Annotated in this window: 16 protein-coding genes and 2 pseudogenes; 14 read left to right on the top strand and 4 right to left on the bottom strand. The window is 60.5% G+C overall.

The genetic code is table 11. The features are described from left to right. Positions 1-51 precede the first annotated feature (51 nt). Positions 52-768, bottom strand: a complete 717-nt coding sequence (locus tag ACODNH_RS11870) for a fumarylacetoacetate hydrolase family protein (protein ID WP_306704350.1) — start codon at positions 766-768, stop codon at positions 52-54. A gap of 261 nt (positions 769-1029) precedes the next feature. Here ACODNH_RS11870 and ACODNH_RS11865 point away from each other — a divergent pair, with 261 nt between their 5' ends. From ACODNH_RS11865 to ACODNH_RS11830, 8 genes are all read left to right on the top strand, one after another. After that, the gene (locus ACODNH_RS11865; RefSeq protein ID WP_434530319.1) at positions 1030-1986 is read left to right on the top strand and encodes a M48 family metallopeptidase; all 957 of its coding nucleotides are present in this window, start codon (positions 1030-1032) and stop codon (positions 1984-1986) included. A 358-nt stretch (positions 1987-2344) separates the two neighbouring features. Then, positions 2345-2530, top strand: a complete 186-nt coding sequence (locus tag ACODNH_RS11860; protein ID WP_306704347.1) for a hypothetical protein — start codon at positions 2345-2347, stop codon at positions 2528-2530. Positions 2531-3254: 724 nt separating this feature from the next. Continuing rightward, complete coding sequence (locus ACODNH_RS11855; protein WP_306704345.1) at positions 3255-4700, top strand: aldehyde dehydrogenase family protein; 1446 nt, start codon at positions 3255-3257, stop codon at positions 4698-4700. A 723-nt stretch (positions 4701-5423) separates the two neighbouring features. Next, a complete protein-coding gene (gene gfo6, locus ACODNH_RS11850; RefSeq protein WP_434530318.1) occupies positions 5424-6506 on the top strand; it encodes a D-xylose 1-dehydrogenase Gfo6 in 1083 nt (360 codons plus the stop codon). A gap of 44 nt (positions 6507-6550) precedes the next feature. After that, on the top strand, positions 6551-7411 hold the full coding sequence (locus ACODNH_RS11845; protein WP_306704340.1) for an MBL fold metallo-hydrolase: 861 nt from the start codon (positions 6551-6553) through the stop codon (positions 7409-7411). A gap of 101 nt (positions 7412-7512) precedes the next feature. Further along, positions 7513-8688 (top strand): mandelate racemase family protein, encoded by a 1176-nt coding sequence (locus tag ACODNH_RS11840; protein WP_434530317.1) that lies wholly within the window; start codon positions 7513-7515, stop codon positions 8686-8688. 151 nt (positions 8689-8839) lie between these two features. Next, complete coding sequence (locus ACODNH_RS11835) at positions 8840-10147, top strand: DUF7405 family protein (protein WP_434530316.1); 1308 nt, start codon at positions 8840-8842, stop codon at positions 10145-10147. 94 nt (positions 10148-10241) lie between these two features. Continuing rightward, complete coding sequence (locus tag ACODNH_RS11830) at positions 10242-11402, top strand: iron transporter (RefSeq protein WP_434530315.1); 1161 nt, start codon at positions 10242-10244, stop codon at positions 11400-11402. Between the two features lie 175 nt (positions 11403-11577). Here ACODNH_RS11830 and ACODNH_RS11825 read toward each other — a convergent pair whose 3' ends face one another. Further along, positions 11578-13266, bottom strand: coding sequence for a bifunctional metallophosphatase/5'-nucleotidase (locus tag ACODNH_RS11825; RefSeq protein WP_306704329.1), 1689 nt, complete (start codon positions 13264-13266; stop codon positions 11578-11580). Positions 13267-13536: 270 nt separating this feature from the next. After that, a complete protein-coding gene (locus ACODNH_RS11820) occupies positions 13537-14463 on the bottom strand; it encodes a nucleoside hydrolase (RefSeq protein WP_434530314.1) in 927 nt (308 codons plus the stop codon). A 364-nt stretch (positions 14464-14827) separates the two neighbouring features. Between ACODNH_RS11820 and ACODNH_RS11815 the strand changes: the two genes are divergently transcribed. Both ACODNH_RS11815 and ACODNH_RS11810 read left to right on the top strand, forming a co-directional pair. After that, entirely contained in the window at positions 14828-18280 is a 3453-nt protein-coding gene (locus tag ACODNH_RS11815) for a CehA/McbA family metallohydrolase (RefSeq protein WP_306704325.1), read from the top strand. A 3-nt stretch (positions 18281-18283) separates the two neighbouring features. Continuing rightward, entirely contained in the window at positions 18284-19012 is a 729-nt protein-coding gene (locus tag ACODNH_RS11810) for a hypothetical protein (RefSeq protein ID WP_434531422.1), read from the top strand. Between the two features lie 81 nt (positions 19013-19093). Here the strand turns inward: ACODNH_RS11810 and ACODNH_RS11805 are convergent, their stop codons facing one another. Further along, positions 19094-19288, bottom strand: a complete 195-nt coding sequence (locus ACODNH_RS11805; protein ID WP_306704321.1) for a XapX domain-containing protein — start codon at positions 19286-19288, stop codon at positions 19094-19096. A gap of 466 nt (positions 19289-19754) precedes the next feature. On the opposite strand from ACODNH_RS11805, the pseudogene ACODNH_RS11800 reads away from it, so the two are divergent. The 4 genes and pseudogenes from ACODNH_RS11800 to ACODNH_RS11785 all read left to right on the top strand — a co-directional run bounded on the left by ACODNH_RS11800 (position 19755) and on the right by ACODNH_RS11785 (position 24087). After that, positions 19755-20794: pseudogene (locus tag ACODNH_RS11800) on the top strand (zinc-binding dehydrogenase). 372 nt (positions 20795-21166) lie between these two features. Then, positions 21167-21941: pseudogene (locus tag ACODNH_RS11795) on the top strand (CbiX/SirB N-terminal domain-containing protein). Between the two features lie 76 nt (positions 21942-22017). Then, on the top strand, positions 22018-22485 hold the full coding sequence (locus tag ACODNH_RS11790) for a DUF2062 domain-containing protein (RefSeq protein ID WP_306704314.1): 468 nt from the start codon (positions 22018-22020) through the stop codon (positions 22483-22485). Positions 22486-22683: 198 nt separating this feature from the next. Further along, positions 22684-24087, top strand: a complete 1404-nt coding sequence (locus tag ACODNH_RS11785; RefSeq protein ID WP_434531421.1) for an acyl-CoA thioester hydrolase/BAAT C-terminal domain-containing protein — start codon at positions 22684-22686, stop codon at positions 24085-24087. Positions 24088-24156 lie beyond the last annotated feature (69 nt).

The following is a 24156-nucleotide window of genomic DNA, read 5'->3' as shown; positions in this document are numbered from 1 at the left end:
TATAGGTGTCGCAAAAAGCCGCTACACTACGATTTCAACGGTCGAATAACGTTACGGTTCGGCAACCGAGTTGCGGAGCGTCCCGACGCCCTCATAGGTTATCTCGATTGTGTCGCCGGGCGCGACCGTGCCTGGGTTGGCCGGGCTGCCGAACGCGACGACGTCGCCGGGCCGGAACGTGAACCGCTCCGAGAGGTACGCGACAACTTCGTGGGGACCGAACAGCATCTCGCTGGTGTTGGCAGACTGCCGGCGCTCATCGTTGATGTCCGTGTACATATCGATGCTGGTTGGATCAACGTCAGTCTCGATCCACGGCCCCAGCGGCCCGGAACCATCGAAGGCCTTTCGGGCGGTTCGACCCTGCTGGTCCAGCGCATCGACATCGTTCAGGATCGTGTATCCCCTGACCGCGTCGGGAACGTCAGCCGGATCGATATCGTGACACCGCTTGCCGATGACTGCAGCTAATTCACCGGCATAGGTCAGCTCATCGGTGAACGGCGGGTAGGAGATCTCCTGCTCGTGGGCGAGTAGCGCCGTCGGAGGCTTGATGAAGAAGTCCGGCTCCTCGGGGGGGTCGTAATCCATCTGATCATTGGTGGCGGCGTAGTTCCGGCCGACGCAGTACAGCGCGGTTGGTTCACACGGCGGGAGCAGTCGTCCATCGCGGCCGACCGTGTACTGGCCATCGTCAGCGTGGACGACACCGTCGGCGTATTCGCCGGTGACCGGTCCATCCTCGGTCAGAAGTCGTGCGAGTCGCATACTGAGTAGTCTGTGTGGCGGTGGAAAAAGGCGTGTCGGCTACCGTGTGCGCCACCGACTCCAATCACCATTTCAAGCCCTGAGACGCTGTTTTATCGCCGATACAGCAAAGTAACGACCTGTTTTCCGTAGATGAGGTAAATCTAATGTCGCTATATCAAATAGCCCGATGATTGCGAAGCTGGCATCGAAGCATTCGAAGGACCGATCGGTGGTGGCACCACCGAAGCGGTTTTTTCCCACAACGGCGTACCGGCGAACATGGCTGTGACCCGACGGCTACTCATGGCCGTCGTCGGACTGTTTTCGCTGCTGGTCTATCTCGTGGCGGCATACGTCGGGTATCTGCTGCTTCTGCTAGTGTGGGACAGCCGTCCATCACCACTGATAGCCGCTCTAGTCGCTCTCGGGACGGCGATTGCGCTCGGCGTTGTGAACTACTGGGCTGCAACGGCGCGGCTCAAGCGCTCCCTCGATGCGGTCGAACTCTCACGAGCGCGTGCGTCAGAGATCTACCGCCGACTTGACACGCTTGTCAATCAGATGGATGTCGAGACACCGACGCTACTGCTGGCAGAGCTGCCGGTCCCGAACGCGTTCGCTATCGGCAGCGGCACTGGCACTATCGTTGTCGACAGGCGGCTGTTCCGGCTGTTGTCCACAGAAGAATTCGAGGGACTTCTCGCACACGAACTCGCGCATCTTGAGACCCGCGATGCGCTCGTTCAGACTGTCGGATATAGTCTCGTCCAGACGCTTATCGGACTCATCGGCCTCATGTTGTTCCCCATCGTGGTGCTAACCGGTGGTATCGCCCGTTCATTCGCATTACTGCGCGGCGACCCGTCGTCGTGGTCGCGATCCTGGCTTGGCCGGGCACAACGGTACTCGCTGCAGGTCGTTTCCGGTCTCGGATTCGCCGTAACGCTGCTGATACTCGGCTACTCCAGACGTCGCGAGTTGGCAGCCGACGACCGCGCGGTCGAGATAACAGGGAATCCTGTTGGACTTGCCCGGGCCCTCGCAAAAATCGAGCAGGCGTCGAAGCCGGAACCCGGTCTCTTGCGACAGTTATACGTTCACAGTGAAGCGGATAGCGAGCTTTCGCGCCTCCTATCGACGCATCCACCGACAGACGAACGAATACGACGATTACGGGAGCGAGCGCAGCATGGTAATGTTACGAGGGCGAGCGAACTATCGAGCAGCCGTTGGTAGCCGCGCCGTTGAGCGACATCCGAGAGGGCGTATATATTCAAACTAGACTATTCAGCCATATATATTCCATTCGGCGAACATATAATGGAAATATAGCTAAGAATGCAGTCATTTTCGCAGCAGGTACTGCTCACAGTACGTTGGCTTCGGTGAGCTGTATGACTAGCGGAAGTCCTGTTCGGTGCGCAAGAGAGGTGCACGGACTGTGAGACTTGTCGCGGCGCTGGACCAGAGGTGAGGTGTGCTACCGGATAGTGTTGGTTCCGATGGAGTTCTTAGAGAAGGACTCTATATACACAATGAGAGTGACATAGCGGTCCTAGAAACTGCTATGTTCAGCACGGAACAACACCCGCGTATGCAAGCTAGCATCCCTGAGCGAGCGACCGAGGCGGCAAAGAGCCACACATACGGATGCCCGTTGTGTAACTGTGGCGCGGACAGTGAAGACGATATTTACTGCCATCTGCTGGTCTCACACCGGAAGAGCGAACTTGTTGGTGCGCTTCTTGAAAGGGTAGACAACGAGCAGGCCCGTGTTTAATTTCGGGAAGATATCCGGGGTCGGCAGACAGTACCAAAATAGCACGATATATAAGTATTATCGTACATTTTGCTCCCATATACGCCATTTTGGTATTATATTTTCGAAATTAAAATGTGATAGTCAAATAGTGTCGTTAGAGTAGTCTGTTTGGCCGAATTCGGGAGAAATGGCTGGACTATACGCGTTGACTGAGTTTCACTGAACGGTGTGTTTTGCCGGCATAAATTTAATATTGCTATATCAAATTATAGAGAGCTTCTCACGACGACCACTCCAGCGGTACGACTGTCAACAGCAGACCGATAACACGCATACACATGTTATACTGTGGGATAGATTTATATACTAGAAGTAGTCAGATAATCGATCAGCCATAGTATCACAGCAACAGAATTCGAGCATCACAGAGAGAACAGTATTTCCAGTGTCACAGGAATCACAAAGCAGCCACTACCCATGTGACAGATCTGCCAACACACAGATCCTGTGTTGTTTGCTGTTTTGACAGCGATAGCTATTTCTGGGCGTTTGCGGTTCCGCTGTAAATCAGTCATCGGGTCCGGGATTGGACCGGCGACGCCGGTTATACTGGCTACGGTGCTTGTCATGCATATTACCACAGTGACACACCGGCATCAGCTGTCGTTCCATACCGTCGAACGACGCGGCACAGCGAAGGATGGGAAACGCGTAAGTATTGGGAATGAGATGAATCAAACGTATGACGCAGACGTACGAGAACTATATCGGCGGTGAGTGGACCGGAAGCGGAGAGACACAGGAGGTCACGAATCCAGCAGACGAGACTGACGTCGTCAGCACGGTTCCGGTGGCCTCGGCGGCGGACGCGGACGAAGCGGTTGCGGCCGCGGCAGCAGCAACAGACGAGTGGGACGGGATGCCCGGCCCAGAGCGCGGTGCGATCCTGCGTGAGACCGGTGAAATCCTGAAGTCCCGGAAAGACAAACTTGCGGAGACGCTGACCCGCGAAGAGGGGAAACCGCTCGGCGAAGCCGAAGGCGAGGTACAGCGTGCGATTGATATCTTCTATTACTATGCGGAGAAGGCTCGCGACTTCGGGGGCACCGTCAAACAGCCCAGCGGCGGTCGCGCCGGGCTGCAGACGAAGAAAGAGCCGATGGGCGTCGCGGCGCTCATCACGCCATGGAACTACCCCATCGCAATCCCGGCCTGGAAGATCGCGCCGGCACTTGCGGTCGGCAACACTGTCGTCATCAAGCCCGCGATGCAGGCACCGACCGTCGGCGCGATGATCGTTGAGGCGTTAGACGAGGCCGGGATTCCGGACGGCGCTATCAATCTGGTGTGTGGCCCCGGGAGCGAGGTCGGCGAGCGGTTGACTACCCACGACGATGTCGACGTGGTGTCGTTCACGGGCAGTGCTTCGGTCGGCGAGCACGTCTATGAACAGGCAACGAGCCACGGAAAGCGCGCACAGGCGGAGATGGGCGGGAAGAATCCGACGGTCGTCATGCCGAGCGCCGACGTGGACAAAGCGGCTGACATCGTCGGAGCTGGAGCCTTCGGCGGAACAGGCCAGGCCTGTACGGCGACCTCCCGGGCTATCGTCCATGAGGACGTGTACAACGAGTTCCTTGACGCCATCGTCGATTACGCCGAGTCCCTCGAAATCGGGGATGGCCTCGACCGGGCCGGCATGGGTCCCCACGTCAGCGAAGACGAGCTCGCGGGGAGCCTAGAGTACATCGACATCGCACAGTCGGAAGGGGCGACCCTCGAAACGGGCGGCGAGGAACTCACCGGTGGCGAGTACGACGCCGGGAACTTCATCTCGCCAGCCGTCTTCTCCGACGTCGAGCCCGATATGCGCATCGCACAGGAAGAGGTGTTCGGGCCAGTGCTCGCCGTCATGTCTGTCTCCGACTTCGACGAAGGTGTTGAGGTCGCCAACGACATCGACTACGGCCTCTCGGCCAGCATCGTAACCGACCGAATTGAGGAGGAAAACGAATTCATCGAGCAGTCCGAGTCCGGCGTGGTCAAGGTCAACGAGAAGACGACCGGGCTGGAACTGCACGTTCCCTTCGGCGGTCTCAAGCGCTCCTCGACGAACACCTACCGCGAGCAGGGTGATGCCGGACTGGAGTTCTTCAGCTACATCAAGACGGTGTACCGCAACAGCTAATCGAGGCGGCCACCACCGCTAACTGCGAAGTGGTATTTTTGTCACATAGTTTTTATATGGTACTAATCGCTATTTTCCATTGCTCTTGTCAACCACAAGAGCGTGCAAAGTCATGGTCGTAGCCCAACCGACCAGCGGTGGTGGACCGGTCCCAGCATCGGCGCTGTCTGTCCCATACAGACGCTCCACTCTCGGTAGTAGCGCGCCGGCAGCCAGGGAGGTTCGCTGCCGTTAATGCCACTGGCTGGACCCACCTGAGTATGGCGAGAAACGAGACCAGTATTCGGTTGGGCACAGCGCCACTTCGTCGTCGGCTATAGCATTTGTTCTGTCCACAGAGAACGCGTCGAATGAGATGGAGTTTCAAACAGCCCCTATCAAACGAACCGTGGTGCTCCGCTCACGGTCGTCCATTCATAATGGTGGAACGGCTTCCATAACGGTTGTACTGTCGTTATTCTCGATACCGAAACCGGAAAGCGGGGACGAAGACAGGCCACAGACAGCCAGTGAAACAGCATTTTCCCCGCGAATTATCGACCGGTTGGTGTCGAAGTTCTGCGGCTGAGAATAGTAGCTTGTTCCACTATAGCAAACGACTATATCTTCTTTCGGGATATCTTTACGTCTGATATGAACTATCATTCGCTACACTGGGACAGTGCAGGCTGACACGGGCGTGCCAACACAAAAGATAATATCCAGCCAATTGACCACAATGGTATGAACGTTGACGCGCTCACGGGAGGATTCGACCGTCGAGACTGGCAAGAACAGACAGAGACCGACGACCCAGTTCGGTTCGCGATGATCGGCGTCGGCTGGTGGACCACCGAACAGGCGATGCCCGCCGTCGACGCGGCGGAGCTCTGTGAAACGACTGTGCTGGTCAGCAGCGACCGCGAGAAAGCGGCGGACGTGGCAGCTAATTCGGAGACAGTCGAACACGCGATTACGTACGAGGAGTTCCACGACGGGGCCGCAAGCGACGCGTACGACGCCGTCTACATCGTCACCCCGAACGCGCTCCACCTCCCGTACGTCGAGACGGCAGCAGAACTGGACAAGGCGATCCTCTGTGAGAAACCGATGGAGGCCACCATCGAGCGCGCCGAGCGAATGGTCGAGGTCTGTGAGGAACACGACGCGACATTGATGATCGCCTATCGGATGCACACCGAGCCAGCCGTCCGGCGGGCGAAGGACCTCATCGACGAGGGCTACATCGGCGAGCCGCTGTTCGTCCACGGCAACATGACCGAACCCATTCTCGAACTCGTCCCCGACCCCGACCAGTGGCGGCTGGACGGGGAGCTGTCCGGTGGGTGTGCCGTCATGGATATCGGCATCTATCCGCTGAACACGAGCCGATTCCTGCTGGATGCCGACCCCGTGGCCGTCCGGGGAACCGTCGCATCGGTGCAAGAGGAGTTTGCGGACGTGCCCGACGAACACGGGGCGTTCCAGCTAGATTTCCCCGGCCACGTGTACGCGGTGTGTACCGCCAGCCAGAACGCCCATCTCGACAGCCACATCTCCGTACTCGGAACCGAAGGCAAGGTCCGCGTCGAACCGGCCTTCTACCCCTGGGACGACCGTGCGCTCCAGCTTTCCCACGAGGGAACGACAGTCGACATCGACTTCGAACAGATCGACCAGATGGAAGAGGAGTTCGAGTACTTCTCTCACTGTCTGCTGACCGACACTGAGCCCTACGCCGACGGGGAACACGGCCTCGTCGACATCAACACGATCAAGGCCGTCTACGAGGCCTCGGAAACGGAGTCGACGGTCACGCTCGATTGAACGCGGTGCGAGATTTTTTGACCCGGCCAAGTGTAGTTCAGCGCATGGTTCAGTCAACGTGGGACGACTGGTTTGTCCGCGACGAAATAGAAGCGACAGACCCCGGTGACGGCGTCGTGATCTGGTATCTCGGCTGTAACGGTTTCGTACTCCGCTCGCAGTCGACGACGCTGTACATCGACCCCTACTTCGGGACTGGCGACCCACCGAACCTCATCCGCATGATTCCGGTGCCGATGGACCCCGACGACGCGACACAGTGTGATGCCACACTCGTCACACACGAACACATCGACCACATGCACCCGCCGTCGTACGGCCCACTGGTCGAGGATCTCGGCGCGGACCTGTATGCGCCGTCGGCATCGTATGACTCTCCGGACTATGACGGTGAGCTGCAGGTGCCCGACGAGCAGCGCAACGAAATCGCCGTCAGTGATGAGTTTGCTGTCGGTGATTTCACCGTGCACGTTACTGGGACGAACGATCCTGACGCCATCGAACCGGTGGGGTACGTCATCGAGCACGACGCCGGGACGTTCTTCCACGCCGGTGATAGCCGACCCGCAGAGGAGTTTTCCGACGTGGGCGAGCAGTTCGATATCGATGTGGGCGCGCTGGCGTTTGGCACTGTGGGCTCCATCTACGAGCCCGAGCCCGACTCCGGTGTCAGAACGAAGTGGTATATGGACGAAAACGAGATTATCGAGGCCGCAAATCAGCTCCAGCTATCCCGGTTGCTCCCCTCACATCACGATATGTGGCAGGGCGAAGCCGGCGACCCGAAGGTACTCCACGAACACGCGGTGTCGTTCGACTATCCCCGAGTCATCGAACCGCTGTATATCGGCTGTTCGGTTCGGCTGGGTGAGCCCGGTATTCGTCGTATTGACGCGCTGGACTGAGTGAGACCGTAGGTCCGGTCGCTGCTGTGTCGGTCACTCAAACAGGGCCTCGGGTTTGTCGCGGGGTAGCTTTAATACCCCCACCACAGTATGTCCGGCAAATGTCGCCAACGATAACGAAGATCGAAAGTCGAGAGTTCGAGTACCCCCTCGAAGACGTGGGGACCGACAAGCACGGCTTCAATCTGGTCTATGCGCCGGGCGAGACAACCACACGGAAACTATTCGGCATCCAGATTCATACTGACGAGGGAATCACCGGCGAGTACGTCGGCGGTAACTCGCCGGCAGCCGCCCAGTACAACATCACCGCCCAGTACCTCATCGGCAAGGACCCGCTGAAACGCGAGAAGCACTGGTCCGAATGCAAGCGCGCGCTCCGAAAATACGATCGGATGGGCATCGGCCCGATGGATATCGCGCTGTGGGACTTCGCCGGGAAGTACTACGACGCCCCGATTCACGAACTGCTGGGGACCTACCGCGAGCGTATTCCCACCTACGCGTCGACGTACCACGGCGACGACGCGGGCGGGCTGGACTCTCCGGAAGCCTTCGCCGACTTCGCCGAGGAGTGCCGCGAGGAAGGCTTCGGCGGCTTCAAGATTCACGGCTGGGGTGGCGGCGACGACGCCCGAAGTCTCGACCGCGAAGTCGAGGCGGTCCACGCCGTCGGCGAAGCGGTCGGCGACGAGATGGACTTGATGCACGACCCGGCCTGCGAACTGGAGACGTTCGCCGACGCGCTGGAACTTGGCCGGGCGCTCGATGAACAGGACTTCTTCTGGTACGAGGACCCGTTCCGCGACGGCGGTATCTCACAGCACGCCCACAAGAAACTGGCACAGAAACTCGACACCCCGATTCTCCAGACGGAACATATCCGCGGACTGGAGATCAAATCCGACTTCGCCGCCAGCGAGGCGACTGACTTCCTCCGGGCCGACCCCGAATACGACGCGGGCATCACCGGCGCAATCAAGGTGGCCCGCATGGCCGAGGCGTTCGGACTGGACGTAGAGTTCCACGCGCCCGGTCCCGCTCAGCGGCACTGCATCGCCGCCTGCCGCAACTCCAACTACTACGAGATGGCGCTGGTCCATCCGGATTGCCAGAACACCCAGCCGCCAGTGTACGAGGGCGGTTACTCCGATCTGATGGATGCGGTCGACGACGACGGGACGGTCAGTGTCCCTGACGGCCCCGGCCTGGGTGTGGAGTACGACTGGGACTACATCGAGGACAACACTACCGGGAGCGTCCACGTCTACGAATAGCGGCACGGTTTCTTGGAGAGCGTCTCCCGTCTATTTTGATCGTCTCAGTAGCGGAAATAGCTCGTATCCAGCAGAGACAGGCCGCAAAACGTCGTCCTGTTGGAGAGCAGGCCAATACTTATGTCGGACTCGTCCGAACAGACAGTAGTTGATGACGGACGGAGACAGGACCCTGACCCGCCGGGAAGCGCTCCGCGCAGCCGTCGCCGTCGGAGGATCGACAGGGCTCGCAGCCTGCCTCGATCTAGAGAGCCAGCCAACGGAGACGGGAGAGGCTAACCGCAATACCGACCCGCCAGACGGAACCGAATCGACGGCTGAACTGCCGAATCGACAGCACGCATGGAACGAGTTCTCTCGAACCGAGGAACACGGCAATCCGGTGCTCGCTCGGCACCACGTGTTGCTACTGGCTGACTATGTTGGCGATGGACCGGTCAACGACGTGGACCGGAAGCAGGCTGCAAACGCGTTTCGCGAGCTAGAGGAGACGTATCGGTGGGCGTCTGACGGGCTGCTGTTTACTGTCAGCTACTCCCCGGCATACTTCGACCGATATGACGAGCCGCTGCCGGAGTCGGTTGACCTGCCGCAGCCAGCGGCACTAGCCCCTTTCGAGGACCCGTCGTTCGATACTCCGGATCTCCTCGTTCATCTGGCAAGCGACCGCGCTTCGGCGGTGCTCGAGGCCAAGCAAGCGCTATTCGGTGAGTTGGAAACCGCAAACGGGAGTGAAGTCACCGAAACCATAGACGGGATAGTCGAGTTGGTCGATCGGCGGACGGGATTTATCGGTCCGGGGCTCCCGGCGGAACACGACGACGTGGACGGCGTTCCGGACGGAGCGGTCCCCGAAGATGCACCGCTGTTCATGGGTTTCAAATCGGGGTTCGTACAGAACCAGGCAACAGAAGACAGCGTAACGATCACCGAGGGTCCGTTCTCAGGCGGCACCACGCAACACCTCTCACTGCTACGCACAGAGCTTGACCAGTGGTACAATCAAGATTCCCGGGAGCAGCGCGTCGCAAAGATGTTCTCGGCGACGCACGCGGCGGAGGATCTGGTCGAGGGTGTCGGCGACAACCTCGGTGATTCGTCGCTCGTCTCGGAGACTGGCGTCGGTGACCGAGTCAGTGACGACGCATTTGAGGAAGGCGTGGTCGGACACGCACAGAAGCTCGCACGTGCGCGAGACGAGAACGGCGACCCACGGCTCCTCCGACGCGACTTCGCGACGGTAGACGATGGCCGAACCGGTGTCCACTTCCTCAGTCTCCAGGAGAGCATCGCGGACTTTATTCAGACCCGGAGCGCCATGAACGGCACCGACGTTGCGAATGTCGGCGGCGTCGGCACGAAGAACAACAACGGGATACTGCAGTACATTACCACAGTTCGACGCGGGAACTACTTGCTCCCGCCCCGCTCGAAGCGCTCGTTCCCCCGTCCGTCGTGACCCGACCGGACCCCACAGTCCTCCCGAACGACGGCGATAGTGTGTCCCTGACAAGGTTTTATATCCTTTCCGAGAGAGTAATCACCATACAACCATGTGGCCCGGGAGAGACCCTACGCGCCGTGAGTTCATCGCTACGAGCGGGGTAGCACTTGGGATGAGTGTCGCCGGCTGTGCAACGGGGGATGACGCCACGAGCGAGACTGAGACTCCATCCGGGGCTGTACCTGGCGGGACCGAAGCAACGTCCGAGGGAACCGACGCGGGGCGGGAGAACGAGCTCCCGACAGCTACTGCGCAGGAACGCCCATTGGTACACATCCCGGCACATCAGGACGGGATGCGGATGGTCGGTATGACCCAGGTGGGGCCGTACATGGTGGCGATGTCCTATACACTGCTTCACGACTTCTGGGTACTGGCTGGTCAAGAGAAGAGTTACGTACGGATCAACGATGGGCAGGGTCTGCATCTTATGGCAACCGTGTGGGACCCGGAGTACAACCAGCGTATCCCACTGGGTAGCCCGCCAGTCGAGGTTCGAGACGCCGCGAGCGGCGACAGTGTGGCCGAGAAGTCGCTGTGGCCGATGCTGTCCCAGCAGATGGGCCCCCACTTCGGAGACAACGTCGCGTTTCCCGACGAGGGTGAGTACACGGTGCAACTCTCGTTTGACCCGGTTTCGGCGCGGCAGTTAGGCGAGTATCGCGGGCGGTTCACCGACACAGTGGACGCCGAGTTCGACCTGCTGTTCAGAGCCGACATCATGAACAACATTCGCGAGCGGTTCGTCGACGAGGCGGGACAGGCGGGGGCGCTCGAACCAATGGAGACGAACATGAAACCCAACGGATCGCTGCCGGAGGTGAGGGCGCTATCGGGAGATCACGGTGGTATCGTTGAGAGTGGGGCCGCGAAATTTGTGGTCCAGGTTCTTCGAAATGCTCCGGCAGGAATTGACAGCTCTGGCCCGTATCTCGCGGTGTCCGCTCGAACACCGTACAACCAGTATCCACTCCCGTTCATGGGCCTCCGAGCAACTGTTTCCAGCGCCGGTGAAGAGGTCCGCAAGCCACTGAAGGCAGCCATTCACCCCGAACTGGGGTACCATTACGGTGCCCCGTTCCCTGCTATCGCGATGGGTGACGAGGTGACGCTGGAAGTCGGAGCCCCGCCGCAGATCGCGCGGCACCGCGGCTACCAGACTGCGTTTCTGGAGTTCGACCACATGACACTCACATTCGGAGAACAGTAGTCAGGGGCCGTTCGGAGACACAGCGAAGAGACAATATTTCTCACGTGAGGTGTGGCTTGGCCGTGTCCCGCCAGCTACGAGCGAGATGAAACACCGAGACGGAGCGTCAGACCAGGAAAGCGTCTGCTAGCGCCGAGACAGTACCGGTTGGCCCGAGTGAGTCCATATCTGTCTGTTACGCTGTCGTGATGCGGCCTTCGACCGACGGCGAAATCGTCCCGTCCTCCTTGATTGCGTCCTCAAGAATGACCGACAGCAGCTCGCCCTCGTTTGCGTCGATAATGCGTGGAGCGTCTTGGAACATCGTGTAGCCGTCGCCGCCGGTGGCGGTGAAGCCGTTTGTTGCGACGGTGTAGGTTGCTTCGGTGTCGAGTGGCTCGCCGCCGACCGTTACCTCAGTGACGCGGTCGCCCTGCGATTTGTCCGGGTCGTAGGTGTACCGCATACCGCTCACTTGCAGGAATCCGCCCCCGCCGGTCGAACTGAGTTCCAGCGCCTCGACCAGCGTGTCACCGGTAACCTCGATGGTCACCTGGTTGTTTCCGAACGGGAGAACGCTGTAGACCATCCGTCTCGTGATGTCTCCTTCGGGGTAGAGTTCGTCAGTCCGGATGCCGCCACCGTTCTGGATTGCGATGTCCGCATTGCCGTGACTGCGGAGCGCATCGGCAATGTAATTCCCGAAGTTCGATTCCTCGGAACGGACAGTGTCCTCGCGGGCATCGAGCGGAACGGTTGTCTCCCCGATGACGACATCGAGTTCGTCACTGAGCTGGCTTTCGTAGTTCTGGGCGACTTCGAGCACGTCTGGATGCGGTTCGACACGGTCCTCCTCAACCGCAGCAGCGGTGTCGTACACCGTCAGGCTGTGGTCGGTCCGCTCCCCGTCTTCGACAGTGAGCGTCAGTTCGCCAAGATAGTCATACTCGTCGCCAACGAACGAAAGCACCGTGTTGTTCACGACTTGGGGCTCCTCTGAGAACGTCGCGGCGTGGTCGCCGACGATGGCATCGATCCCGTCGACAGACTCTGCAAGCTCGACAGCGGCCGGGCTCGCCACGTGGGACAGCACGACGACGAGGTCGGCACCGTCGTCCCGCATTTCGGTCACGACCTCGTCGACGGGTTCCTCAAGGCCCGGGACCTCAGTAGTCTCGCCCATGGTAGTGATCGTGGGCGCTTCGACGTTGATGATTCCCGTGATACCGACGGTCACGTCGCCGGCCTCGACGAGTTCGTACTGGCTCGCTCCCTGTTCAGCACCAAACACGTCGCCAGTCTGTGTGTTGCGGGCGTTCGCGCTTACCCACTGGAACTCGCTGTCGATAATACGGTCCCGCAAAACAGCCGGCCCTCTGTCAAAGTCGTGGTTTCCGAACGTGTCGAACTCCAGCCCACCCTCGTTGAACGCGTCGACAATGTGTTTCCCGTCGAACTGTGCGGAGAGAATGGAGGTGGCCAGGTCGTCCCCAGATCCAACCTTTATCGAGTGTTCGTTATTGTCCGCAATCTGATTCATCAGATCGAAGTAGGTGGCGATATTCGCCGCCTCTTCGAGGTCGCCGTAGCTACCGTGTACGTGGGTGTCGTGGACGAGCGTCACCTCGCCCGTTGCAGGTTCAGATTCGGTCTCGGCAGTTCCAGATGAAGTCGCGGTCTCCTGAGCGTCTTCGGATTCTTCGTCGGTCTGCTCGGTCCCGTCCTCAGTACTGGAAGAACAGCCAGCGAGACCCACAGCGCCGAGTGCAGCAGTAGCCGAGAGGAACTTCCGCCGGTCGACTGGTCTGTTCTTCGTATCGTTCTCAGTTCGGTCCGCTGAAGGGGTTTCTACGTCATCTTTGTTGCTTCGTGCCACAGTATCCATTAGATTGAACTTTTATATAAAATGTTTGCTGGGACCATCCTCGATAAGAGTCCGACAATCGACCGACACAGACGCTGGTGCAGTACTCTGGCGCAAAATGAACCACAGAAGCTGTGGCATATTTCGCCCAGTCGGCAACGGCACAGTAGAGGGCCGAATACGCGTGATGCAACGGGTCAGTCGCCTGTGTTTCTGTGGTCTGGTTTCGATCTACCCTCGTATCGCTCTAAGAGGAATTTATACCAGCAAAACCGACACAGAAAGCGGCTGTTACTGCGTTGCGTAGGCCTGAATCCCCGTTTCGAGAACCTCGCGATAACGGTCCACATCGATGTCGATAGCGACACGACTGTTAGGGTCGTTGTCGGTCGTGCCGTGCTCGTCGCAGATGACGGCTCCGTGGCAGGGTCCGCCAGTCGTGTCCACCTCAAGGTAGTACTCCTCAAAGGTGAGCACCGAGTTGTCGATGATGTCGGCGACGACAGCGGCGTCGTGGATGGCCGGCGCATCGGCCAGCGGGTAGGTTCCGGAGTCGGGCCGGTAGTCGAGCCACTCGGCGATGGTCCCGCGAACGCCACCGGCCGTACGGAATTCCTCAATGAACTCGGGGGCGACGGTGGCGCGGTTGGTCACATCCAAGCCAACCATCCGCGTGTTGGCGTCCTGCAGGACGCGGCTGGCCGCCGCAGGGTCGTTGTGGAAGTTGGCCTCGGCCATCGGCGTGACGTTCCCTGTCGTCATCGCCGCCCCACCCATGAGATAGATATCCTCGACGAGATCGGGTAACTGGGGTTCCTTTGCCAGTGCGAGTGCCAGATTCGGAAGCGGACCGACGGCCGCAATCGTCAGTTCGTCCCCGTACTCGTGGGCGGCTTCGACGATTGCGTCGGCCCCGTGAATGTCCCGTGTGTCGCCGTCGGCGTCGGGGATATCGCCGTGGAGCCCGTTCTCACCGTGAATCCACTCTGCGGTCGTGAGTTCGTCGACGAGCGGGCGGCCACAGCCACGGGATACCGGAACGTCGTAGCCCCCGATATCCAGTATCGCGTGGGCGTTTCGCGTCGTGTTCTCGATAGTCGTGTTCCCACAGACAGTCGAAAGACCGACAACATCGATTGCATCGTGACCGAGCGCCATCGCCAGCATGACCGCGTCGTCGCAACCAGGGTCCGTATCGAAGAAGACTTTGCGTGACATACCTCCGAAATTCCGCCGGTCGGGTCTTAAAGGCTGGTACGTGCCGGTCGTGACACGGAAGCACCGCTATAGACAGACCGCAGTATTCTGTGGGAATCTGTTGGGCTGTCGTCGCTACCACAATCGGTGTGTCGGAATGTGTGGCCGACAGATCAGGTGTGTCAGTCAACGCCGTCTTATACTGGCCAAGCGGTGTGATAGCAGGGGACAGTTAAGAGTAGGTTCTTCTCAGTGTCGAAGTCCGGGCGACGGTTTGCAGAGCCGAGATGAAATCGGTCGTTCGTTACAGAGAACGGTCAGTATCCGGAAACAGTGCGTCTATCATAAATTTTAACTATATAGTCACAATACCGTATAGGAAGTGATGGACAGAAATCACATACGGCCAGTACTACTCAGCGTACTACTCGTTTTGTCGGTTGTCAGCACCGGCTTCATCGGAAGTGCCGCTGCTGCACCGAGCGAACAAAACGAGTTGGTAACGGCGAATAGCCAGACAGCAACACAGACGGCCGCAGCCGGTGGGGCGACCTGTCAGCTTGACAGTAGTTGTCCAGTTCCTGATAATTCAGTCGATCTCAACAACAGCGGTGCCGGGGTCGATGTGTTGATCGACGGGAGTCATCAAGGCTCGACGTTCACGAAGTTCGCAAACCGACTCAGCGAACGCGGATACGACGTCGACACGAAACGGTCGACGTCAGGCGGGCTAACTTCGTGGAACAGTTCGGCCGCGAACGGGCTGTCGGACTACGACGTAGTCATCATTCCCGTCCCCCAGACGGCCTATAGCGAGGCCGAACAGGAGGCAATCGACGAATACGTCAGAAACGGCGGCAGCCTGTTCGTCGTCGGTGAATGGACCTCACCACTGCAGGGCCACGCCGGCAAGCTCAACGACATTACCGACCCGTACGGGCTCCACTTCAACGGCGAGAGCGACAAGTGGCTCCGGAACATTCAGGATCCGACCAATAAGACAGTCGAGGACTACGAGTGGCGAGTTGTTCTGCACAACACGGGCCAGCATCCCATAATGAACAACGTCGATACCGTGGAGTACGACGGCGTCAGTCTCAACGTGACCGATACGGAAAACGGGACGCAGGCCCCGTTGCTGTACGGTGACAGCGATACCTACGAGTACACCTACTCCACGACAGAGAAAGAGTACCCCCGTGGCGAGCGCATCGTCGGTGCGGCCGCGACGTGGGACATCGGTAACAACGGCCGCGTCGTCGCCTTCGGCAGCCAGAAGTCGGTCACGACGTATCTCACCGACGAGTGGCAGGCCGAACACCAGCAGACCGATACACGGCCGTTCCTCTTCCGGACGGTGAAGTGGCTGGCCTCGTCGGGGCACGTCGAGCGACCGGAGAAGCCGGTCGCCGTCACCGGCGAGCGAATCAAGGGCGGCGAGACGCCGGCGAACGAGACGATCGTCCTGAAAAACAGCGAAGTCGCCGCCGCCATCGGCACCGAGACGAACGGACCCTTCGGCACGCTGCCGGGCGGTATCTACGACGCCAACGCGTACGGGCTGACGACCGACCAGATCGGCGTCGCCGAGTTCGCGTTCAACAACTTCGGGACGTGGCCGGACTACGAATCCTTCGAGCGCCAGAACGCCACCGGGCCAAACGGCGCGGCAGTCGTCACCGCGACCGGCCACGTCAGTACGAATCCGAACGTCTCGATTACGACGACGTACACGCTTCCGGCCAACTCCAGCCACATCTGGATTAACACCACGATGGAGAACGGGGGCGACCAGCGCCTCCCGGTCAATGACTCCGAGCGCCTCCAGAGCGGGGCCGCACTGAGTTCCGAGGGGCAGTCGACCTGGCTCCCCGGTTCGGGGACGGTCGAGGAGACGCGCTCGCCGCCGGTGAGTGCCGACACACTCGACCAGCCCTGGGCCGCGCTCACCGGTGACCGCGTGAGCTACGGCGTCTGGGGCGGAAACGGCTCCTTTACCTCGTACACGGGTTCCACGACCTGGATTGACCCGTGGCTCGAACACCGTCTCGATTCCGGCGAAACGCGGTCAGCGGAGTTCGCCCTCTTCGTCGGCGAGGACGGCGCAAGTAGCGGAACCAGCGAGTACTACAACAAGCAACAAGGAACCGAGACGGGGACGGTGACCGGCAGCATCGAAAGCACGGACAACGAGTCCGTGTCACAGGCCACAGTCACCGCCTCGAAGGGCGACCGTGCGTTCACCTACACCGTCGGATCGGAGACCGGAACGTACGAACTCGAACTCCCCGCCGGCGAGTACACGCTGACGGCCGATGCCAGTGGGTTTGCGGCATCAGATCCTAAATCCGTCACCGTCAGCAGCGGCGAAACGGCCACCGCCGATTTCGACTCGCTGGAGGGGCCGGCCCCCGTCAACGTCAGTGCAACAATAGACGACGAGGGCGAGGTCAGTCCCGCCGATGCCCGGATTACGGTGCTCGACGGCGGCACCGCGGTCCAGACCGTCTACACCGAAACGACGCCGGCCGGCACGGCCTCGTTCCAGCTCCCGCCCGGCAACTACACGCTGGTGTTCAACCACGGGACGGGCTACATCGCCGAACCAGTCGAGAAGAACATCTCGGTGACGCCCGGCGAGGCAGTCAGCGTCAACGCGACGTTCACCGAGGAACTGGACCCCAGCGAACGCAACTGGGTCGGCATCGACCCACACGCCCACAGTAGCGTCAGCTTCGACGGCAAGACGCCCATTGACAACTTCGTCGCCATCCAGAAATCGGCAGGCGTCGACGCGGTGTTCATCTCTGACCACAACGCCATCGGCGGCTGGGGGGCGATGCAGTCACAGGCACAGGAGCGCGAGATCATGTTCGTCCGGAGTGAGGAGATCACCACGGGCGACCTCGGGCACTTCAACCCCTATCCGCTGCACGGCGAGGAGATGATCGATTCTGACGGGACCCTTGTGGAGTTCATCGAGGAGTCCCGCAGCCGACACAACGCGACGGTGTTCCAGATCAACCATCCGGGTGACCGCTTCGTCAGCCTCGACAGCGCGCCCGGACAGCACGAGGAGTACCTCCCGATGGTCGACGCCATCGAGGCGTACAACGGCCCGTACGGCGAGTCCGACGCCGCGAGCGTGCAGGGGCTGTTTACCCTCTGGAACAACGGCTACGATATCACGGCGACCGGGGTCAGCGACGACCACTGTTCGCAGTGCTTCCCGGCGAAATATGGGAGCGCCCGCACCCGAGCATATGTCGAGGGGACCGTCACACCCGACAAGTGGGCCCAGTCAGTGAAAGACGGGCACACGTACGCGACGTACGGCCCGGCCGTAGAGTTTACTGTCGACGACAGGATGCCCGGCGAGACCGTGAACACGACCGCCGGGTCGTCCGTGGAAGCGTCCGCAACGGTCCGGAACCTCGATGAGTTGGCCTACGCCGAGGTCATCCGGAACGGCACGACCGTCTCGAACGTCACGCTCGACGGCACGAACGACACCATGAGCACCGACGTTGACATCGACGGGAACGCCTGGGTCGCCTTCCGCGTCGTCGACGAAGACGGCGACCGAGCGCTGACCAGCCCGGTCTGGATTTCGGCCGGCCAGCAAGCCGAATCCGGGACTGACGGCAACGGCGAATCCGGCGGTGCCACGGCGACCGCCACGCCAGACACCGAGGACGAGTCGGCGGGAACGATGGCCGATGACACTGCAACCGCGGAATCGGAGACGACCGCCGCGTCCGGACCCGGGTTCACTGCCGTTGTCACGCTGCTTGCACTCATCGGTGCAGCGCTGCTCGCAACGCGGCGGGGGACCTGAGCCATGCGGGACACCAGCCAGCGACGGAGTCGACGTGGGTTCCTCGGAACCCTCGCGCTGGCTGCGGTGACCAGCGCTGGCTGTAGCAGCCTCGGCGGCACACAGAACGGGCAGCCCGGCGACACCGGAGCTGGCGGCTCGGCAGCGACATCCGGGGCAAGTGAAACGCCCGCACAGGCAGGCGATGGGGCACACCACGACGAGGCGCGCGGCCACACGCATACAGACGGCAGTCACGATCACGGCGATGGGCACAGCCACGACGACGAACAAGCCGGTAGCGACGACGAAACCGATATCCCTGCCGACACCGAACTCGCCGCGTTCGAGTCCAATCTGCGGAAGTGGTTCGTCGATATCGACTCCCTCGCCGTCGAAGACAGCCGCATCAGGCTGACCTACGTCACGAAGAGCACGCGAAGCCACGAACTCGCGGCTGGCATCGAGACGGTCGTCGTCTCGTTCATTCAGGCGTACACGGACGACTGGGGAGTCGATGGCCTCGATGCGGAGGTAATCGAGCCATCCGGCGACGTGATGGGCTACTGGCGAACCGAATCGCGGTGGGTCGAACCGGTCGCCGAGGGCCACGAGACGCGGACCGAACTGCTCGAACGGACGCTCGACACGTACCACGGCCGCCGCACTCGCGACCACGACCACGCTGGAACCGACCACAGCGGGAACGAAAACACTCACCAGCACAACGGGACCGAGCACGCGGACCACTGACGGCAACAGTGTAGTCACTGCCGTCACCATCGTTCTGGGAACGGGGTAGTATGATTCGGTTCAAAAAATCCGTATAGTTGCTCAGACTTTCAGCAACGACAGCAGATTGACGCCGACATCGAAGTACTTGATGAGTCGATAGCCGACGAGAATTCCGAGGATTCCCATGACACCGGCGAGGTTCGGCGGGGCCGGAATGGGAACATCCAGCAGTCCGAACACGACGCCGGTAGCGACGCCGGTCATCGTCGCGACGATAACGAGTGAGAGATTCATCGGTCGGTCACCACTGCCCTGCAGCGAGGACCCACGCAGTCGCGTGTCGGAGCGACCTGAGAGCGGCCGATGGGTGTGTTTGAAGTGTGTGCCATTGGTGGCATAGAGAACGGATTCAAGCGGTAAGTATGCTCCTCATCAAGCCAGCAATGGTGAATAGTAACACACAACACTCGAATGCAGTTCTGTAATACCGAAAACTACAGCCAGATGGACGATTTTTCCGCTCTTTTAGACATATTTTCTCTATTCTCAAATCATATTCCGGGCATCTCGCCACATAAAGTACGAATAGTATCTTAGTCGCGGTGAATAGAAATATTCCGCATATTATGAGGATAGGTTGTCTGTGAGTAGCGATGGTACAGAACAGCCATACACAGAGTAAGTAGGCACAGTGGTGCAATCATGACCAGTATAGTCCGGGAGGCTGGCGTTTATAACCAAGCCACGGGAAGTGATAACGATGCAAGCCGTTCAGTTCGACAGTCACGGCGACCGTGATGTACTCGAGTATGGCGAGTTTCCCGATCCCGAACCGGACCGCGACGAGGTGGTCATCGACGTAAAGGCGGCCGCGCTAAATCACCTCGATATCTGGACGCGGCGCGGGCTCCCCGGCGTCGACCTCGATATGCCACACATTCCGGGTAGTGACGCCGCGGGTGTCGTCGACGAGGTCGGCGACGGTGTCTCGCGGTTCGAACCGGGCGACCGGGTGGCCGTCCTCGCCGGTAAAAGCGGCGGTGGCGACGAGTTCAGTCGAAAGGGCGACCCGACACTCGCGCCGGACTACCACATCATCGGCGAACACGTCCGGGGCGTCCACAGCGAGTACGCCGCCGTGCCGGCGGAGAACCTCACACCGGTCCCGGAGGGCGTCGACTGGGAGACAGCCGCCGCGTCGCCGCTGGTGTTCCAGACCGCCTGGCGGATGCTGCGCGACCGTGGCGACCTGAAGGCCGGCGAGTCCGTCCTCGTCCTCGGGGCATCCGGTGGTGTAGGCCACGCCGCCGTCCAGATCGCCGACCACGCCGGCGCTGAGGTGTTTGCCACCGCCAGCAGCCAAGAAAAGCTCGACTACGCGGAGGAACTGGGTGCGGACCACACGATCAACTACGAGGAGACGGACTTCGCGGGCGAGATCCGGGACCTGACTGACGGCCGCGGCGTCGACATGGTCGTCGACCACATCGGCGCACAGACCTGGCAGGACTCGCTCAAGAGCCTCGTCAAGGGCGGCCGGGTCGTCACCTGCGGGGCGACGACCGGCGGCAACCCGGAGACGGACATCAACCGCATCTTCTGGAACCAGTTGCAGGTCATCGGCTCGACGATGGCCACCCCGGGCAGGCTGACGAAGTGCTGGATCTGGTCTGGCAGGGTGAGATGGAGCCGCGAGTCCGCGAGACGCTGCCGATGAGCGAGATCGCCCGGGCACACGAAATAATCGAGGACCGCGAGGGCTTCGGGAAGGTCGTGGTCGTTCCCGACAGCGAACTGTAGATCCGCCCTCTCGTTTTTGTCGTTACTCCACTCGAAAGTGGGCTGTCGCGAACTGTTCAAAGAGAATCGAGTACTACCGCAGCATTGATCCGAGAATGTGCATCACAGCTGCGTCGGTCAGGGCAACGCCGGGAATAATTAGAGCGAACCCGCCGCAAGTGGCCGCCCCGAGGCCGACACGCATCGACCGGCGCGAGGCGACCGGGATTGCAGCCAAGCGTCGGTATGATCCGCTTTTCAGTGTGCTGAACAGACGGTCGTCGATAGCCGATACGACGGGGTACCCAAAGGTATTAGTGGGTTCCTGCCAACGTTCAGGCAAGCCAACTTTCGCTAAAACAAGTTGAGTTGTTTTAGCGTGGGGAGCTACCAATGCCACACGACACACTCCTGCTCATCGGTCGGGACACGTCACGCGCTACGCCCTACGAAACACACGCTCGCCGTCTGCGCGAGCGCGGCGTAGCAACCGACGTAACGGTGCTGACCTACGACCACGAACCTCGTCGGGAGTTACGCGACGAACTGGTAGCCATCGACGCCGACCGCGTATTCGCGCTGCCGATGACCGTCGCGCACGACCACACCACGGTGACTGACGTGCCGGCGGCACTCGACGAAATTGACGCCGAAACACACTACTGTGAACCAGTCGGCCGCAGCCCGCTACTGACCGAAGCGATCCGTGACCGTGCCGCCGCGGCAGTCCCGGAGGCCCCCGATTCCTCCGTCGCGCTCGTCGCCTTCGGCTCCAGCGGCAAGCCGTATCAGCGCCAGGTGACGGAGTACCACGCCGAGCGCCTGCGCGAGCGCTCGGCCTTCGGCGAGGTCGAACCGTGCTATCTGCTCCAGAACCCCGCCGTCGAATGTGTCAGGTACAACCTCGCCCACGACCACGCCGTCGCCGTGCCGCTCTTTCTTGCGCCAACCGACGCGACCGAGTCGGAGATTCCCGCCAAACTCAGACCTCGACAGGGGCGGGCTTGCCTACACCGAGACGCTGGACGACCACCCGCTCGTCACTGAGGCCGTCGCGACCGCCGTCGAGACGGCGCGGACGATGGCCGACACGAGCACACCACAGACCTTCGAGGCGACGCTGGCCGCGACAAACCGGCCGATGGCAACCGACGGCGAGGGCGATTAGGACTGTCGCAGCGACAGGACCAGGGGCACCGGACGAGAGGAAGCGATTTGTACCCACGGTACGTTCTGGCACGTAGATGCTCCGCCGACGAGTAGCGCAGACGCGAGACCAGGTCAAAGAGAAGCTAGTGGCTGCGTTGATAGAAGACCACTCACCGCGAGAGGTTGCGGTGAGCTTCAGCGTCGGCGTGTTCCTCACCGCACTGCCGACGCTTGGCACCGGCTTTCTCGCCTTCCTCGTCCTCGCGTACCTGTTCAAACAGCTCAGCAAGGTCGCGCTGTTTGCGTCTGTCCTGATACTCAATCCGCCGGTCAAGTGGGGCGTGTACGCGTCGAGCTTCTGGCTCGGCAACCAGATTCTGGGGCCGGTACCCGGTCTGTCGTTTGACGGCGTCTCTGTCTCGATGGGGAGCGACGTGTTGGTCCGACTGTGGACGGGGAACGTCATTCTGGCCGTCGTGTTCGCCGCCGTCGGGTACGTGCTCGCGTTCCGGTTGATCAACGAGTACAGGCGACGGCAGGCCGGATCGGCCGCGGTCAGTTGAACTAGCCGGGTACGAATGCGACGGTAAGTGAAGTGGTTGCCAGCGGCAGCGATGGCCGGCGAACGTGACAGCCGCTTACTGGGAGGGTCCTGTCGAAACTACGACATATGTAACCCTTATCTGGAAGGGTAGGGCCGCCTTCGGGGATATAGTATCGCCACCTTTTCATATTTATACTGATAATACGCCGGGCGAACGATGCAGGACGTCGAATTGAGCCGACGGCAGGTTCTGACGGCACTCAGCATTGGAACAGCAGGAATAGCGGGTTGTAGCTTCGGATCCAGTAGCGACTCACCATCTGGCACCGAACCCGAGCAGACAGCCACATCGACGTCACAGGGAGTGGAGTCACCCCTTTCCATCGACGCCCCGGGCGAGTATTTGCGAGACGAATCGGTGTCGATCAGGGTGACCGGTGCCGAGCCCGGGAGCGAGGTGACAGTCCGCGCGACGATGGAGGATGGAGAAGGAATCGAATGGTCCTCCGAAATGCTGGTCGAAGCCAACGGGCAGGGTGTGGTCGATCTATCCAAACAGGCCCCAAAAGATGCGAACTACGATGGAGTCGATCCGATGGGGTGGTGCTGGTCGATGCAACCCGACGGCTCCGACGGCGAGTTCCGGACGGGATGGGACAGCGCCGAGAAGACCGTTCGTATTACCGCAGAGACAGACACGACAGAGACGGTCCACCAGCTACAGCGACGGATGCAAGCCGAGGGGGTAACGGAGTCGAGTATCACGTCGGACAGCAAGGGATTCCTCTACGAACCAGCTGGCGATGGACCGTACCCGGGCGTGCTGGTGCTGCACGGGAGCGGCGGGATGCCATTGCGAAACTGGGCCCGGCTGCTCGCCTCACACGGCTACGTAACCCTGGCGCTCCAGTGGTACGGGACTGACGATATCACGCCGACAGAGACGTATTCCGGGGTTCCACTGGAGTATTTCGATACCGCTGCCACGGTTCTTCGCCAGCGCGATAACGTCGTCGACGGACCGGTCGGCGTGTGGGGAACCTCGAAAGGCGGTGAAGCCGCACTGTTGCTGGGCGCGCGGTTCGACTGGGTTGGTGCAGTCGTCGCCCTCGCTCCGAGCAGCCTCGTGATGGTCGGTGAAAACTTCAAGACATCGACATGGAGCGTCGATGGAGAACCAGTGCCGTACATCCCCGCACCCGATAGAGCCACCGAGACAGCAACGAGTGACGAGTCTGGGGTCGTCATTCGAAAGTTCTACGAGGCTGCTGTCGACCAAGCGTCCGAGGAAGCAATCAGGGACGCTACGATTGCGGTCGAACAGACGGACGCGCCGCTCCTGTTAGTGACCGGGAGAGACGACCAGCTCTGGCAGTCCTCCGCGCTGAGTGAACGTGCGATACCCCGACTGGAGGACAGCGACGTGTCCTTCCCATACGAGCACCTCGCCTTCGAAAATGCGGGTCATGCGATCGGACCGCCACATAAACCCACCACACAATCGATGAAGTACGGCAACTGGGTCTACGGTGGAACGCCAGCCGGGAATGCCGAAGCGAACGCGAAACACTGGTCGACGGGCCTCGACTACCTCGAACGTGGGTTAAAAACCGAGGGGTAGGGTAGCCACTTTTCGTCCGTCCCAACAGCGCTTGACCGCTCACATATGATGGCTACAGGACACACGGAG

The sequence above is a fragment of the Haloarcula sp. NS06 genome (assembly GCF_051122755.1).
Classification (GTDB): Archaea; Halobacteriota; Halobacteria; order Halobacteriales; family Haloarculaceae; genus Haloarcula.
This window is presented reverse-complemented; position numbering and strand designations above follow the sequence as displayed.